15 protein-coding genes are annotated in these 14,709 nt (G+C 31.9%); 2 read left to right on the plus strand and 13 right to left on the minus strand.

Features of this window, described 5'->3' with window-relative positions:
* Positions 1-122: 122 nt before the first annotated feature.
* The 5 genes from ACIQ1E_RS07485 to ACIQ1E_RS07505 form a co-directional block, all read right to left on the minus strand.
* Positions 123-1,124, minus strand: coding sequence for a hypothetical protein (locus ACIQ1E_RS07485; protein ID WP_396170138.1), 1,002 nt, complete (start codon positions 1,122-1,124; stop codon positions 123-125).
* A gap of 8 nt (positions 1,125-1,132) precedes the next feature.
* On the minus strand, positions 1,133-1,747 hold the full coding sequence (locus tag ACIQ1E_RS07490) for a hypothetical protein (protein ID WP_396170139.1): 615 nt from the start codon (positions 1,745-1,747) through the stop codon (positions 1,133-1,135).
* Positions 1,747-2,220 carry a T9SS type A sorting domain-containing protein gene (locus ACIQ1E_RS07495; protein ID WP_396170141.1) on the minus strand — a complete coding sequence of 158 codons (474 nt, stop codon included), beginning with the start codon at positions 2,218-2,220 and terminating at the stop codon, positions 1,747-1,749. The genes ACIQ1E_RS07490 and ACIQ1E_RS07495 overlap by 1 nt, the downstream gene beginning before the upstream one ends.
* A 304-nt stretch (positions 2,221-2,524) precedes the next feature.
* The gene (locus ACIQ1E_RS07500; RefSeq protein WP_396170143.1) at positions 2,525-2,986 is read right to left on the minus strand and encodes a lipocalin family protein; all 462 of its coding nucleotides are present in this window, start codon (positions 2,984-2,986) and stop codon (positions 2,525-2,527) included.
* Positions 2,987-2,997: 11 nt separating this feature from the next.
* Positions 2,998-3,621, minus strand: a complete 624-nt coding sequence (locus ACIQ1E_RS07505; RefSeq protein ID WP_396170146.1) for a porin family protein — start codon at positions 3,619-3,621, stop codon at positions 2,998-3,000.
* Positions 3,622-3,964: 343 nt separating this feature from the next.
* Between ACIQ1E_RS07505 and ACIQ1E_RS07510 the strand changes: the two genes are divergently transcribed.
* Positions 3,965-4,849: a hypothetical protein gene (locus ACIQ1E_RS07510; protein ID WP_396170148.1), complete on the plus strand. Its 885-nt coding sequence runs from the start codon at positions 3,965-3,967 to the stop codon at positions 4,847-4,849.
* A gap of 335 nt (positions 4,850-5,184) precedes the next feature.
* Here ACIQ1E_RS07510 and ACIQ1E_RS07515 read toward each other — a convergent pair whose 3' ends face one another.
* The 6 genes from ACIQ1E_RS07515 to ACIQ1E_RS07540 all read right to left on the minus strand — a co-directional run bounded on the left by ACIQ1E_RS07515 (position 5,185) and on the right by ACIQ1E_RS07540 (position 11,719).
* Positions 5,185-5,868, minus strand: a complete 684-nt coding sequence (locus tag ACIQ1E_RS07515) for a potassium channel family protein (RefSeq protein WP_396170150.1) — start codon at positions 5,866-5,868, stop codon at positions 5,185-5,187.
* 9 nt (positions 5,869-5,877) lie between these two features.
* Positions 5,878-7,026, minus strand: coding sequence for a DNA/RNA non-specific endonuclease (locus tag ACIQ1E_RS07520; RefSeq protein WP_396170152.1), 1,149 nt, complete (start codon positions 7,024-7,026; stop codon positions 5,878-5,880).
* A 334-nt stretch (positions 7,027-7,360) separates the two neighbouring features.
* The gene (locus ACIQ1E_RS07525; protein WP_396170153.1) at positions 7,361-9,403 is read right to left on the minus strand and encodes an AAA family ATPase; all 2,043 of its coding nucleotides are present in this window, start codon (positions 9,401-9,403) and stop codon (positions 7,361-7,363) included.
* 3 nt (positions 9,404-9,406) lie between these two features.
* The gene (locus ACIQ1E_RS07530; protein ID WP_396170155.1) at positions 9,407-9,694 is read right to left on the minus strand and encodes a helix-turn-helix domain-containing protein; all 288 of its coding nucleotides are present in this window, start codon (positions 9,692-9,694) and stop codon (positions 9,407-9,409) included.
* 93 nt (positions 9,695-9,787) lie between these two features.
* Positions 9,788-10,468, minus strand: coding sequence for a hypothetical protein (locus ACIQ1E_RS07535; protein WP_396170157.1), 681 nt, complete (start codon positions 10,466-10,468; stop codon positions 9,788-9,790).
* An 18-nt stretch (positions 10,469-10,486) separates the two neighbouring features.
* Positions 10,487-11,719: a phage integrase SAM-like domain-containing protein gene (locus tag ACIQ1E_RS07540; protein WP_396170159.1), complete on the minus strand. Its 1,233-nt coding sequence runs from the start codon at positions 11,717-11,719 to the stop codon at positions 10,487-10,489.
* 451 nt (positions 11,720-12,170) lie between these two features.
* Here ACIQ1E_RS07540 and ACIQ1E_RS07545 point away from each other — a divergent pair, with 451 nt between their 5' ends.
* The gene (locus tag ACIQ1E_RS07545) at positions 12,171-13,418 is read left to right on the plus strand and encodes a site-specific integrase (RefSeq protein ID WP_396170161.1); all 1,248 of its coding nucleotides are present in this window, start codon (positions 12,171-12,173) and stop codon (positions 13,416-13,418) included.
* A gap of 53 nt (positions 13,419-13,471) precedes the next feature.
* Here ACIQ1E_RS07545 and ACIQ1E_RS07550 read toward each other — a convergent pair whose 3' ends face one another.
* Positions 13,472-14,119, minus strand: coding sequence for a nucleotidyl transferase AbiEii/AbiGii toxin family protein (locus ACIQ1E_RS07550; RefSeq protein ID WP_396170163.1), 648 nt, complete (start codon positions 14,117-14,119; stop codon positions 13,472-13,474).
* Positions 14,106-14,579 (minus strand): transcriptional regulator, encoded by a 474-nt coding sequence (locus ACIQ1E_RS07555; protein ID WP_396170165.1) that lies wholly within the window; start codon positions 14,577-14,579, stop codon positions 14,106-14,108. Before ACIQ1E_RS07555 ends, ACIQ1E_RS07550 begins: the two co-directional genes overlap by 14 nt.
* Positions 14,580-14,709 lie beyond the last annotated feature (130 nt).

The following is a 14,709-nucleotide window of genomic DNA, read 5'->3' on the forward strand; positions in this document are numbered from 1 at the left end:
GTCTGCATCTTCCTTAAATCGCTTGTTAAATGTTATTGAATTCACACCTATAAATTTCTCCCTTGTACTCATTTGACAAAGGTAATACTATTTTCGTTTTTGGGCGGCCTAAACGCCTATACCTAATAATTTAATTCATAAGGTAAAGGAGGATTAAAAACACCGTTATTTTGGACACCATAAATCGATCCATTTTGAGTAAAAGTATTTGTAACTTCGTTGGCTACTAATTTAGGTATAAAATAGTTCGCACTCCCATTTACAATTGTATTTCCAGAAGCTCCAGTTGCTCCTTGAGCTCCATTACAAACATATTTTGTTTGCGTAGCATTTACTTCATTGGCATCAAGTACACCGTTTATGTTTGAGTCTAACCCTACTTCTATCTTCGTACCTCCACTTGTACAATTAGATCCTGCAGGCTCAATGGTAGTCTTTATTAATGTATTTAACCCATTTAGACCTGCAATTCCTGGTGAACCATTAGTTCCTGCAATACCTTGAGGTCCCTGAGAACCAGATACTCCAGTATCTCCTTTCAAACCTTGAATTCCTTGTGTTCCCGCAGGCCCTGCAATACCTTGAATACCTTGAATACCTTGAATACCTTGTACCCCAGTATCACCTTTTACCCCTTGAATCCCTTGTGCTCCTGTTGCTCCTGTTGGACCTTGAGGTCCAGGGATAGTAGATGTTGCAGAATTTGCAGCATAAAATGCAAAAGGAACTGCTGTAAAGGGTTGATTGCTGATTTCAAGAAAACTAGAACAATTTCCTGTTGTATCTAATTCAACAACAAGATTTTTTGGATTTCCATCCCAATTAATAGCTGCAAAATTAAGTGCTGTACCACCTGTTTTTGTTCCTGTACCAATTATTACATTGACCATCCCAAATTCATCTGTAATAGTAGCTAATGTTTCTTGATATTCTAAAAGAGATGCTCCTTTTAAAATTTTAAAGCGCAAGCAAATGTTTTTGTTTACTAATGGTGCTCTTGAGTTATCAGCTCCTGGAAGTTCCTCTCCTTTTGGATTTAATATTACTGCCTGATAAGTAATTCCGTTTTGAGCGTTTGAGAATAATGCGAAAAACAGTAAAAATAAAATGTATATTTTTTTCATATTAATTATTAATTAAAGGCATAATGAACGCCAAATTGTAATTGGTTAGTGCTAAATGATAATTTTTGGTCTGAAGTATTCGTCGGGTTAAGTCCTATGCTATAGTTATATCCTAGACTTATGAATCCATCAGAAGAAAGATTGTATTTTATTTGAACCCCTAATGAAGGTGTAACTAATAATCCTGAGAATTCTTTTTCATCGGTCAAGTTATAATAAGTACCATCAATACTTTGTTTACCACTAATTATGGTTGCAAGATTTAATCCAAACTTGGGAAGAATATCAAAATCACTTTTTTCGATAATAGAATATGTTATTCCTCCTTGAAAACCGAGATATTGTGTTTCCCAGGAATAACTATTTGCTGAGTTACCACCTACATTATTGTATTCATTCAATGCCAAGCCTAAAGAATAGGCAAACTTTTCATTGTTTAGTGACTTGATGTAGCCTAACTCATAAAAATTCCCTGTTCCACTTTTAAGATTGGGATTCGAAGCACCACTAGAATCTTTGAAATTATAAGTGGTAAAGTTTTTTCCCATTGAGAAATAAACTTCTTGTGCTTGGGCATTTTCTAATGACCAAAAGATTGCAAGCAAAAAAATTAATTTTTTCATTATTTTTTTAATATTTGTGAATAATAAGTATAGTTAGGTGCTGTTAATCGAGTCAAATAATTACTAGAGGGCAATTGTGCCAAATCAATAGTTAAGAGAGTTTCAGAAGCCATTTTTTCGTCTTTAAAAACCAATCTTCCACGAATATCAAATACCTCTATTTGTATTTTGTCTTTAATGGGTACAGAAAACTGAAAATTTATAGTAGCTACAAAAGGGTTGGGATAAGTGATGGTTGAAATGTTAGTGGTTATATTGTTATTGACATATTTTTTCCAATTACTTTGTTGGAATCCTTGACCAACAGTATACCCATTTTTATAGTTACCAATTGCGCTTTGTTGCCCAATAGACTGGCTGACGAGCATTCCATTAGCAATCTCAACACTTTTTCCCTGTGCAGAAATCATTTGGTGATGAAGATCTTGACCAAAGATTGATCCACTAATAAATAATAATATTAAGTATTTCATTTATATGTTTTAAAATTTGGGTTTTAGTAAAGGCATTTTTGTTAAAAAATGCATAAATGTAATGATTTTATAATTAGATTGAACTAAAGTTTTCCAAGTATAGGCAAATAAATTTATAATTTATTTTATGGGGAGGGCTATAGAACTTGAAAATGATACCAGGGGGTTTTGGATGGGAGGATCCTTCCATTTCACTTGCACACCATAAAAACTAAATTTGGTTAAAATTTTAGGAAATAATATTTTTGACAATTGACTGAAAAATTATTACACAACTAAATGAACTCCCGAAGAGAGACTGATTTTATTGCTTTTTAAATGTCCATATAGAGTATTTATTATATTCATCTTTACCAGAACTAAGTACTAATTTAGTAATTGTAAGAGATTTAATAAAGAATGCAGCTCCAGAATAACCGCTATTAACAGGAGTTATAGATAGTAAATCATTAGTGACAGTATAGGTATAATTTAACAGTTTGGGATCACAGTTCGCTAATAAAGTTGAGGGGTCATCAGTTGTAGCTCTAAATACAATCTCTTTACTATTTTTAAAGTCAAATTGCCAAAATGCCGATTGACAAGTTGTAATATCTTCTATAGGGTTGTCTATTTTTCCATAAGTGTTAGAAATTAAATTCCATTTACCTACTAACAAACCGTCAGAAATTAATTGAGGAGTATTAGAATCATCTCTAGAAGAACAAGATTGAAGCAGTATGAATGTAATGCTAAGTATATAAATTAGTTTTTTGATATATTTCATTTTGAAAATTTTTATAATTTATAACACATAGAAAGTGAAAACACTCTGTTTTTGGTTACAGAGGTGGATTTGTCAATATCGCACAAACCTATGTTATAACGAATTCCTGTAGAAATTTTTTCAGAAATATCATATCCAGCCCCAATATTCAAACCATAATCTAAGGAATTATAACTAGAAATATTGTTATAAACGATGGATGGTTGTCCTGTTAAAGTTTGCTTAACTTTAGAGTTTATTAGAACACCTATTTGTGGCCCCGCTTCTAAACTAAATTTTTCAATAATATAATATTTAAACAAAACAGGGATGTTTATATAAGATAAATTAAAAAAAAAATCTGAATTACGGATAGGTTCATTAGGATCATAATTCTGTCTAATTTCATCACTAGATTTACATCCTTGTAAAGAATATAATAATTCAGGCTGAATAGAAATTTTATCGGAAAGTTTCATTTCGACAAAACCGCCTAGGTGGAATCTTATTATTGGAGATGTATTTAATAATTCAACCAATCCAGTGCCATACTGATTTGCAAGGTTTAAACCTCCTTTTATTCCAAATTGAGTATTTTGCGCAGATGTAAGCCCAATTGCAAAAATTAATAATGCTGTTAAAATATATTTTTTCATAATTTTCTTTTGTTTTTTTATTGGAATGCAAACTTAATTCATTGCAATTTAATAAGCTTACGGTTTTCCACATTTGAACAAAATAATTTTATAATTCATTTTTATGGGGAGTACTATCGAAGGTAAAAACAACACTAGGGAGGTTTTGTAGGAAGGAGTCTTTATTATTACGCACAGAAAAAAAACAATCAAATTTTGGAAAATTTTGGAAAATAATTTTTAGCTATTAATTAACAAAATACTTTTTTAAAACACAAATACGAACAAGAAAGATCTGATCTAATTTCAGCTATAAAAAATGAACAAAAAATAGTTATATTTGAGCAATTAAAAATAAAAAAAAATGAAAATTTCATCAATAATTATTTCGCTGACAATATTAATATGTTTAAGTTCTTGCCAATCTGTGTATTACCAAGTTTATACTACAAAAACCACTAATAACATTGTTATCAAAGACAATACTCTAGTATTTGAAGATGATAACTGCAAAGTAACATATGATTTATGGGCTAATGGCGGAAATTTTAGCTTTAAATTTTTCAACAAAACGAATGACAATATCTATATCCATATGGATGAAAGTTTTTATGTGAAAAATGGGATGGCTAATAACTTCTTTAATAACAGAATTTATTCTAAGTCAAGTTCTTCTTCATATTCAAATTCCAATACCGTTTCAAGCTCAAACTCAATTTCTGGTTATGGTTCAAATTCTAAATCAATTTCGGTTTCAGGCTATAATGCTTATAATTTATTACAAACAAATAAATTGATTAAAACAAATAGTTTTGGTATAACAAATACTTTTGGGGTATCCAATACATTTAAGACAACGGAAGGATTTAGTAATTCTGTCACTAGTATAGAAGAAAAAATAATAATTGTCCCAAAAAAATCAGCAAAAATTATTTATGGCTTTTATATTAATAAAAACATTTTAAAATTTAAAGATTTAATAATGCGTCCAAAAAACAATAAACCAAATACAATTCAATTTACTATGGACAACAGTCCTGTAATTTTCAACAATTTAATATCTTACTCATTAAATAGAGATGATAAATTAATAGAAATAGACAATAATTTTTATGTTTCAGAAATATCAAATTATGACAGCAAAAATATAATTGAAGCAATAAATAAAGATGAAAACGGAAAATTTATTAAGCCAATACGATACTTTAAGGTAAGTTCTCCAGACAAATTCTACATCAAGTATCAATAATTAAAGTAGAGGAGCTAACGAAGCTTTTTTAAGAAATCAATAATATTGGATGTTTACAGGAATGTAACTATTTCTATTATTTATATTGAAAAAAATTATTCTATAACCAAACTGGTTAGAAATTTTTGAAAAATAATTTTTAAAATGATTGCTTAAATATATCAATTAACCAATTTATCGCTATATATATTACCTATGTTCCCTTGGTTTAGTTTTTGGTTTAGAAGGAGGAATTAGGGGGTGGTGTGTTTACAGCTTTAAAACTTAACCTAGAAATAATTTAAAAGCACGAAAAACCGCCTATTGCAAATGTGCTGTTACAAGCTGCCCTTATTCTATGCTTTGTTGTCATTGGATTCGCTTTTTGCTTTATTGTCTGTTACAAACCAAGATGCAATAAATGCAGTAAATGTCCCGAATAAACCTACACCTGCTGTCATTAAGAATGCAGCAATAATTCGTCCTTCTGTTGTCACAGGAAATTTGTCGCCATAACCAACTGTTGTAATAGTAACGTAAGCCCACCAAATTGCATCTTCGGCTGTTTTTATATTGCTATTTGGGTCGTTTTCAACTTGTAAAATTCCAATTGCAGAAAAAATTACTAGTAAGATTGCAATTACGGATATTGACGTGAAAGCCCCTTGTGCTTTATCAGCAAAAATATGATTTACAAGATGTCTTGTTGAACGAAAAGCTCTTATAACTCTTAGTAGTCTAATAAGCCTTAAAAGTCTGCCTGCACGAAGAAAACCGACCATAGGAATACTTGAAAGCAGGTCAATCCAACCCCATCTCATAAATTTCAATTTGCTTTCTGCTTTGTAGAAACGTATTGAAAATTCAAAAAAGAAAAACGCACAAATTGTATTATCAATGTAATTCAATAAAATTGATGTTTCTGTCGGAAGAACGAAAACGGTATCAACTATTAATGCTCCCAATACATAAATTGAGAGTATGGTAACAATGACATTTAAAAGTCCAAGTTTGTTTTCAGCATTGTTTAATGTAGTCATAATTTTTATCTAATGTTGATAACACCTTCCGCTTGAACTTGTCGTCATTCTTTTGCATCTACTACCAGTTTTAGTAGTTCCAGAGCATTGAGATGAAGACGAACTGCTTTTTGTTGTTTTATTTGGATAGCTCTTGATTTCTTCGGTATTGCTTTTCGGAGTGTCACTATTAATTTGCCCTTCGTGATGATAACAATATCCACTAAGATTCAATGTTTTGTTTTTACATCTATCTCCAGCTTTTGTTATTCCATTACATTGAACAGATTCTGTTGCTTTATTTTCATCTTTTTCACTTGTTGTTTTGATGTTCTTCCAAGACCAACATTTAATACAAAGTGTTTTTTCAATCAATTCTTCTTGGTCGTCTTGTAATAATGGGAAGAAGTCAATTCCAGTCATTTTTTCAACGCTATCAATTGATACAGCATAATATTGAAGTTGTTCCTTAGAGCCAATATTTGGAAGAATAAAACCAATGCCTTTTATGTTTGGTTCACTGTAATCTAAAACTACCTTGTAATAATAATTTGGAATGGAAACTTTATTTGGTCCAATTGTTTGAAGCCCATTTGTTAATACTGGTCCAGTAACAACGTATACAGTATTGTTTTCAATTGCCCAAGTTCTGACTAATTCCTCCAACTTTTTCCATATCCCTCTGTTGAAACTGGGTGTCTGCGGACTCATATTACTATAATAAAATGATTCAGCCATTGAGTTAGATGACCAACCCATATCAGATGCAGGAGCTAAGTGTCCTCTGTCATAACCTGAACCTTCGTAATCTTTGTCAGAAGCAGTCCCTGTTTTTACTTTTTGGTCTGATATGAATTTATCCGTTCGTTCAAAAAGTTTATTTGTTTCCTCTTTGGTAAGGTCGTAGGCTACCCAATTTGCTTGTTCGTGTGTTTCATTGTATAAAAGCGAATACCCTGTATGTGTGATAATTTTGTCTTTGAAATTAGTTTTTGGGAGTTCTAATTTTGTTATACTTGTAACCTTAATATTATATGATGGAATGCTGTCAGCGTATAACCAAGTGCCGTCTTCATACAGCAACACAGTTTTTCCGTCATTTGTTTTTACTTCTTGTTGTCCAAAAGTCAATGCTTGGATTGCAATAAGGGAGAATAATGTCAGTATAATTTTTTTCATTCCGTATCGTCTGTTAGGGTTGATTATAACTAGTATATAGGCAAAATAAACTTTCGTATATACAATTAAATTGGGTAGATTAGCAAAGGTTTGTTTCGCTTTATTTATTCTCAAATATATTGTTTTTTTTTTACAAATCATCTAAAGTACTTTTATTTATTACAAGTGTTTTAGTACATTCAAATGAATCATCAAAATAGTATCAGGTATCATCGGTATCAAAACCCTTGGGAAATGAAACTAATGATACCTGATACCAAAATATTCTAAACTTTTTTAATTAGTATCAGTTCGCTCAAACTTACCGTAGTTTGATACTTGTGATACTTGATACTTACGAAAGAACTTCTTCACATTCTTCAAAATCATCATCCCCAGCATTATTTGTTTTTAAGCGATATTTGCCCTCAACTTTTTCAATGAATTCTGAAATTGTAAGTGCCTTTATTGCTCTTTTTGCTGTTGCTTCTCCTTTATTCGTGATTTCCACAAACTCTTTTACAAAATCACCATAAGACATTGAATTGTTTTCTAAAATTACTTCTGCATAATTTTCTAATTCTTTTTGGGAATCTTGTTTCTTGCCACTTTGAGATTGAGTTACTAATTCATTTGTGGGGATCAATTTACCTGTATTTGTAAAAAGCAAAGTATCTTCCGAAAACTTTAGCTCTATTGAGTTTTGTTTATATTCTTTCGGACAGTAATTCCCTTTAACAACTGTAAAATAGCGAATATCCCCAACACCTTCTGATAAGATTATTGCTAAACGTACTTTTTGTACTAACCCTGATCCACCTTGTATGTGTTCTTGCCCAGGATTACTATTATAAGCTCCTTTGTTGATGTGATGTACAAACAATAGAAGGCAATCGTGCTTTTTGGCAATTTTGTCAAACAGTTTTACTGTATTTCGCATAACCATATTATTGTTACTATCATTACCAGTAAAGATGTCTCCAAAACTATCTACTACAACTAAATCAGCTGGCTCATCGGTTAAAGCTTTGTCTAGTTGTTTCAAAATCTCTTCTTGTTCCATTGAAGCAGCAAACATAAACCGCAAGTTTTCTTTTACTTCTTCTCCAAGTCCATTCATTTGCATATTTAATGACGTTCTTGTTGAATCTTCATTGTCTTCAGTTGCAACGTAAATTGATTTGTTGTGAATGGCGTTAATTTCGAAACCAATTATATCTTTTAGCCCTAATGCAACTTGAATGCATAGTTGTCTAGCAAACTGACTTTTTCCAATATCAGGTTTACCAGCCAAAACTGCAGTTCCTTTTTGTGGAAATATTGGTTCCATTAGATAACTTGGCTCAACATTTCCCATTGCCATTAATTCTACAGCATTGTACATAAACTTTTCATCTTCTTCCTTGAAAACTTCAGATTGATGTGTTGTTGAAAGCAGTTCGTTTAATTGTTCTATCGTATTTCCTCCTGAAAAATAGTCTGAAATATCTTTCCCCCCATCTTGAAATTCTGGTAAAACCAATCGATGAAAACCGTGTGTTTCAGCTAAAATAGAGGACTGCTTTAACCCTGTTTTATCATTGTCATACAGAACAACAATTTTATCAAAACGACGCTTTAATTGCCCTGCTATTTGATAGTCTAGAGTGGCTGTTTCGCTGTTTAACGTGATTGCATTATAACCGCGAGCTGAGAGTGACATTACGTCTTTTTCACCACCTGTAATAATAAGTATATTGCTATTTTCAGGAAGTTGTTTCCATCCAAAAATAAATCCTGGCTCTTTGGTTCCCAAATGTTGAAATTTATATTTTTTTTCATCCATTGGCTTGTACAATTTTACCCAATCATCATTCTCGTATGCAAAACTTAAATTATCACACGTGATCTTAAACTTAATTCCAGCTTTAGTAACTGAACTAAATTCTTGTAACGATGAAACCTTAAACCTTTCGAGTGTTTTTTCATTTATTCCGTATTTTTCCCAAAAAGCAAGATCAATAGCATCGAATGGTTTCTTCACTATTTCATAATCCTTAGCAGCAATCTTTTCGCTTACTTTAATCGGTTGAAATGGTTGTTTAGAAACATCTTTCTTTTGGCACAATTCATCATAAATCTTTTCTAATGCTTCTTGGAATGAAAGATTATGAAGTTTCATTACAAGATCAAAGCAGCTACCACTATCCCCAGTGGCAAAATCTTTGAATCTCCAGACTCCTGTTGCTGTATCTGGGAATACATTAAATGAAGGTGTTTCTTGTTGTACGCTAATCAACGGATTGCTAAAGTTTTTACCTGCAATTAAGCTTCCTTTACCATAATAAGGTTGTAAATAGTAGCTAAGTATCTCGTAGCTACTCACTTTTGACAAAATTATTTCTTTTGAAATGTTCATAGCTTACTTTTTTAATAAGATTAAACATTCCAATAGCTCACTCCTTTTATAGTAGCGTCTTGCACCTATGCCATAGGCTTTGACTTTACCCTTATTGGTCCAAGCCCACAATGTGCTGCTGTCGATTTTGAGAAAGTCACAAGTTTGTCCTCGTGTAAGCAATTCTTCTGAATTGTCTTTAGATTGAATTCCGCTATGAAATTCTTGAATACCGTTTTTAACGGATGTGTTAATCAGTTGTTGAAGTTGTTCAACTGAAAGTGCTTCTAATAAAATTGAATTTGTTAACATAATTACATCATTAATTGGTTTATAATGATGCAAATTTTGGGAGGTATATTAGTGGGTATTTTATAGGTACGTACCTTGACATACCTGAGTTATTTAGTAATTTTTTTCTATATAATCAATAATGCTTTTGTTATTATTGGAAAGTGAAATTATTTTTTCCTTCCAATCATCTGTTAATATATTCTTTAAAGATTTTTTGTCTTTTATATCGAGTCTAAATTTTAAAACATTTCTATAAAAACTTTGTCCCTTAGAACCTTTAATTCTCTGTCTACCAATTTCTTCAATATCATCCTTAATTAAACTTCCTTCACTATTTTCAGGAGGTGAAGCATTGGCCGCTTGTAATTCCAACAAATAAAGTATTGCGTGCCATTTTTCAGAAAATTTTTTTGGTTTTTCATCTAAAGTTTTTAATTCTGTATTATTAGATGATTTAGTTGTGATTATAATTTTCTGTTCACTTTTCTTTTTAAAAAAATTATCTTTATTAAAATCTTTTGAAATATTCAAAAATTTTTGAATAGCATCTAATCTTTTTTCTTTTTCTGTTTTTATCATTAATGCTAAAGACTCTTCTTTTTCACCTAAGTCCCTTAATTCTTTAATCATTTCTTTGAATGAGTCCTCACTCTTTTTAAAAAAATCTTTAAAACCGTTTTGCTTTGGAAAATTATCATTTTGATTACCGAAGTCTTTAAGCGCTTCTTTAATGTTTTTACTTATCAATATTTTTTTCTTTGTTAATTCAAGAAATTTTAAATACTCTTCCATAATAGATAATTTTTAAAATTAAAAATAACTCGTTAATTCCATAGCGATGTCCTTGTTACTTTTACCAATATATGTTAAAAACATTGCTTCTGTTGTGTGCCCAGTGATGTACATCAAAAACGAAGTTGGTATAATTCCGTAATTATTTGTAGCAAAGGATCTTCTTCCAATGTGCGAAGATACTAATTCGCATTTCTCGTATTCTTTTTCTACTTTCTTTTTTGTATCGTGGTCAAATTTTACACCTTTTGTTGGATCTTCAATTTTGGCTGCTTTGCAAACTTTCTTTATGTGCTCATTGTATTTTTGGTCTGAAATCTTTTTTGGAAAATCACCATTGTATTTTTTGAGTATTTCCATTATTTTTTTATGCAATGGAATTGTCATTATTTTATCAGTTTTGACTTGTGTAAATTCAATAAGTGGCTTTAGAATTCCTTTTTTGTCTTTCTCATATCTAATCATAGATTTGTCAAAACGAAGGAAATCAGAAACCCTCTGACCACAATAACAGCTAATTAATAACCAATCACGAGCATTTTCTAGCCCTTCCGTTAAATCTTTGCTTTCTATCTTTTCAATACTTTCAATTTCCTCCAATGTTAAATAGATATTTTCTACTTTGTGGTATTTGGCTTTGATGCTATCGAGTTGATGATGCGTTTCTACTCCATTTGCTTTTGCGTGTCTGCAAAATGTTTTAATGAAACGAATGTTTCTCGCTGTGGTGTTTGGTGCATAACCAACACTAATGCAATATTTTTCAAAATCCATTTTAAATTTTGCATCTATATCACGGATAAATAAAATTGATTTGGTATGTTTTTGGTAACGCTGCACTAGGTGTTTAATAACATTGCATTTTGTTATTGTGCTGCTTTTTACATCACTTCTTTTAAATTCAATAAACGTATCAATGTAATCCACTAATTTATCTGGATGCTTCTCTGTTACTTGTGGAGGGTTAACAAAATCTTTAAGCCACAAAGAATCAACCACCTTAACACCTTTGCTGTTGTTGTACTCTTTTAGTAGATCATTTTTCAAAGTGGCTAAATCGGTATCTAGATTTGCAAAGTCAACCATCTTTAAGAGTTTCTTTAGAGGTCTTTGCTCAACTTCATCCCAGTTTGTAGGATCGATATGATAATTTGTTTTAGCTTTGATGTCAAGAGTTCTTCCATCGCGTAATCTGATGTAAATTACTGCTGGACTTTTTTTGCTTTGCAAGAGTAGATTGATTGATGCCATATTCTTTTATAAAGCACAAAATTATAAAATCTAGTCCACATTTAGCCCACATTTGTCAAAAATTATCCAAAAACATCCAAACACATTCAAACATAAATCCATTTAAAACCGTCTTAAAGCATTGTATTTGTTGGATTAAATCGAATAAATAGTGGTATTTTGAATTTCAGCATTTTGGATAAATGCAGTCCCTCTTTCTCCGCTGGTTATTTCAAAAAACCTACCAAAACCCTTTAAATCCTATGATTTAGAGGGTTTTTTAATTTACTCCCTATCCAAATTATTCATAGTTTCTCATTCTAAAGGGGTACAATTCGGGGCACTTTAAAAATTCAAATTCATTGTGCCCCTACCTTTGTAAACCCTTTTAAAACAAGGGGTTCATTCATTGAACATCTTGTTTTGTGTTGATAGTTTTTCTAAATTTCTATTAACTTAAAGGTTACCAATTATGGACAATCCAATTTCAATCCTTTTTTATTTAAAAAGAGTCAAAGTCAATGCTCAAGGTTTGGCTCCAATTTTTCAACGAATTACCATCAATGGTAAACGATTGGATAACAGTACTGGCAAGTTTGTTGACCCAGACAAATGGCACTCCGAAATGTCTAAAATGAAAGGGACTTCGGAAGAAGCTCGTTCAATCAATGGACATCTTGACAATTTAAAATCAAAGATTTTAAATGTGGAGAAAAATTTAATCAAAAAAGACATCCCGGTAAACTTTGAAACCTTTAAAAATGAGTTAACCGGTAAAAAAGAACGCGAACGAATGTTAGTTCCTATCTTCCAAGAACACAATCGCAAAATCAAAGAACTGGTTGGACAGGAATATGCACCTGGAACATTGGAACGCTATGAAACCTCGTTGAAGCACACCAAAGATTTTATTTTCTGGAAATACAACATCACGGACATCAATATCGAGAAGATAGATCATTCCTTTATCAAAGAATATGAATTCTACTTGCGTAGCGAACGAAAATGCGCCAATAATACCGCTGTCAAATACATCAAGAATTTCCACAAAATCATCAACCAGTGCTTGGCCAATGGCTGGCTGAGTAAGAATCCTTTCGCAAATTACAAAGCGAAAATCAAGGAAGTAGTTCGCGATTTCCTTTCTGAAGCCGAAATAGAGCAAATGATAAACAAAGAATTTGTTTCAGAGCGATTGGAACTTGTTCGTGACATATTCGTTTTCAGCTGCTTTACGGGCTTGGCATATATCGACGTGAAACAACTAACGCTGGACAATATTGCCTTGGGAATAGATGGCGATAAATGGATATTCAAGAACAGACAAAAAACCGATACCGCTTCCAAAATCCCCTTACTGCCAATGGCGCAGGAAATCATCAACAAATATGCCGAGCATCCAGTTTGCAAAAATGAGAAACGCCTCCTCCCTATTTTAACCAATCAAAAAATGAATGCCTATCTCAAGGAAATAGCAGATGTTTGCGAAATCAAAAAAGAGCTGACATTCCACATTGCCCGCCACACCTTTGCCACAACGGTGACACTCTCCAATGGTGTTCCTTTGGAAACCGTAAGCAAAATGTTGGGACACACCAGCCTTAAAACCACCCAACACTACGCAAAAATTCTGGACAAGAAAATCAGCGAGGATATGATGATTTTAAAATCAAAATTCAAAAGCAACGGAGGATCTCAGGCCAAAATAAAAACCAACTAGGATAGCTATAATGAACAAAATATAAGTGGGGAGCATCACTGCTCCCCACTTTTCTATTTATTTATCCCATTTATAAAATCTACAATATCTAGTTTTATAAATTCCCAATATTTTCCTCTTAGGCAATCAGGTTCAAAATCACCATCAGCACTTTCAAAATCACTAAACTTGCCTATTAACGACGCTCTGTCGTGAGTATAAGGATAGCGCTTTTCGTGTAGGGTAAACATATCAGAAATTGAATAATCATCTTTTAATTCGTGAATGTCCCAAAAATCCTTCTTCCTCCCAGTTCTTAATATTACATCAAGCTTCATCGCTATTATTTCTTCAATACTAGCCAACCGCAAACCATCAATGAGTAGTGCTTCGTCAATAAATGAATCCGTATAAAACAAGTCTAATTTTATGCAATTTAATTGATTATCACCAATAAAATAACACTTTCCCATTCCTATAACTTTATAATTATTGGTATCAACATAAGGATAGTTAGTACGTAAAAAAGTATCTATCGCCTCAAAGTCTACAGAGCCATATTCTGCATCAGTAAAAAGATCTATATCTACAGACATTCTGTGTCCTCTGTACAAACTTAATGCAGTTCCTCCCACAAGTCTGAAATCAGCAAAGACATCGGCTATCATTAAATCGGCCAAAATTTTACGCAATAAAGGCGTTACAGTATTATAATGGAGCATTTTGAAGGCGTTTATTTAGTAAATCATCAACAGTTTTAGCTCCATAAAATCGAATAATTTCGTTTTTCTCTATAGCATTACCGCGCTCAAAAACTCTTTTAATAATCGCTTTTTTCTGTTTTTCCCAGTCAAGGGATGCCATTTTAGTATCCCAAAACAATACAGGTCGCAATTGTGGTAAATTAGTCCAACTTATTTGTTGCTTCCTTTTTTCTTCTTCAATTTCGTAATACACTTGTAAAATCATAAAATAACCTTCTTCTAATCCGAGAGCTCTTTCAATTTTTAGAGACAACGCTGTATTCATTCCTCTTTTACCTTTGGTAATAGCAGTTAGGGTTTGAGGATATTCTTGTAAAGAAAGAGCAAAAGACCCCTTACGCAATTGGCGTTTTTCTAATTCCCGCTCCAATACTAAGCCGGGATGAATCCCCTTTAATTGATTTAATTCTGATTTCATAATACAAAAATAAACAAATTTGTTTACAAATCAATGTTTAGCAACAAGAAATTAATATGTAGCTTTTTAAAATCAAAATTCTCTTCAAAACCCCAAATTGTTAAGAAGTTACCACCACTCCTTTGAAAAC

Origin of the sequence: Flavobacterium sp., assembly GCF_044348915.1 — a bacterium.
GTDB lineage: Bacteria > Bacteroidota > Bacteroidia > Flavobacteriales > Flavobacteriaceae > Flavobacterium.

Coding starts and splice junctions, on each gene's coding strand:
- ACIQ1E_RS07485 (WP_396170138.1), bottom strand. CDS start 1,124: ATGAAAAAAATATACATTTTATTTTTACTGTTTTTCGCATTATTCTCA.
- ACIQ1E_RS07490 (WP_396170139.1), bottom strand. CDS start 1,747: ATGAAAAAATTAATTTTTTTGCTTGCAATCTTTTGGTCATTAGAAAAT.
- ACIQ1E_RS07495 (WP_396170141.1), bottom strand. CDS start 2,220: ATGAAATACTTAATATTATTATTTATTAGTGGATCAATCTTTGGTCAA.
- ACIQ1E_RS07500 (WP_396170143.1), bottom strand. CDS start 2,986: ATGAAATATATCAAAAAACTAATTTATATACTTAGCATTACATTCATA.
- ACIQ1E_RS07505 (WP_396170146.1), bottom strand. CDS start 3,621: ATGAAAAAATATATTTTAACAGCATTATTAATTTTTGCAATTGGGCTT.
- ACIQ1E_RS07510 (WP_396170148.1), top strand. CDS start 3,965: ATGAAAATTTCATCAATAATTATTTCGCTGACAATATTAATATGTTTA.
- ACIQ1E_RS07515 (WP_396170150.1), bottom strand. CDS start 5,868: ATGACTACATTAAACAATGCTGAAAACAAACTTGGACTTTTAAATGTC.
- ACIQ1E_RS07520 (WP_396170152.1), bottom strand. CDS start 7,026: ATGAAAAAAATTATACTGACATTATTCTCCCTTATTGCAATCCAAGCA.
- ACIQ1E_RS07525 (WP_396170153.1), bottom strand. CDS start 9,403: ATGAACATTTCAAAAGAAATAATTTTGTCAAAAGTGAGTAGCTACGAG.
- ACIQ1E_RS07530 (WP_396170155.1), bottom strand. CDS start 9,694: ATGTTAACAAATTCAATTTTATTAGAAGCACTTTCAGTTGAACAACTT.
- ACIQ1E_RS07535 (WP_396170157.1), bottom strand. CDS start 10,468: ATGGAAGAGTATTTAAAATTTCTTGAATTAACAAAGAAAAAAATATTG.
- ACIQ1E_RS07540 (WP_396170159.1), bottom strand. CDS start 11,719: ATGGCATCAATCAATCTACTCTTGCAAAGCAAAAAAAGTCCAGCAGTA.
- ACIQ1E_RS07545 (WP_396170161.1), top strand. CDS start 12,171: ATGGACAATCCAATTTCAATCCTTTTTTATTTAAAAAGAGTCAAAGTC.
- ACIQ1E_RS07550 (WP_396170163.1), bottom strand. CDS start 14,119: ATGCTCCATTATAATACTGTAACGCCTTTATTGCGTAAAATTTTGGCC.
- ACIQ1E_RS07555 (WP_396170165.1), bottom strand. CDS start 14,579: ATGAAATCAGAATTAAATCAATTAAAGGGGATTCATCCCGGCTTAGTA.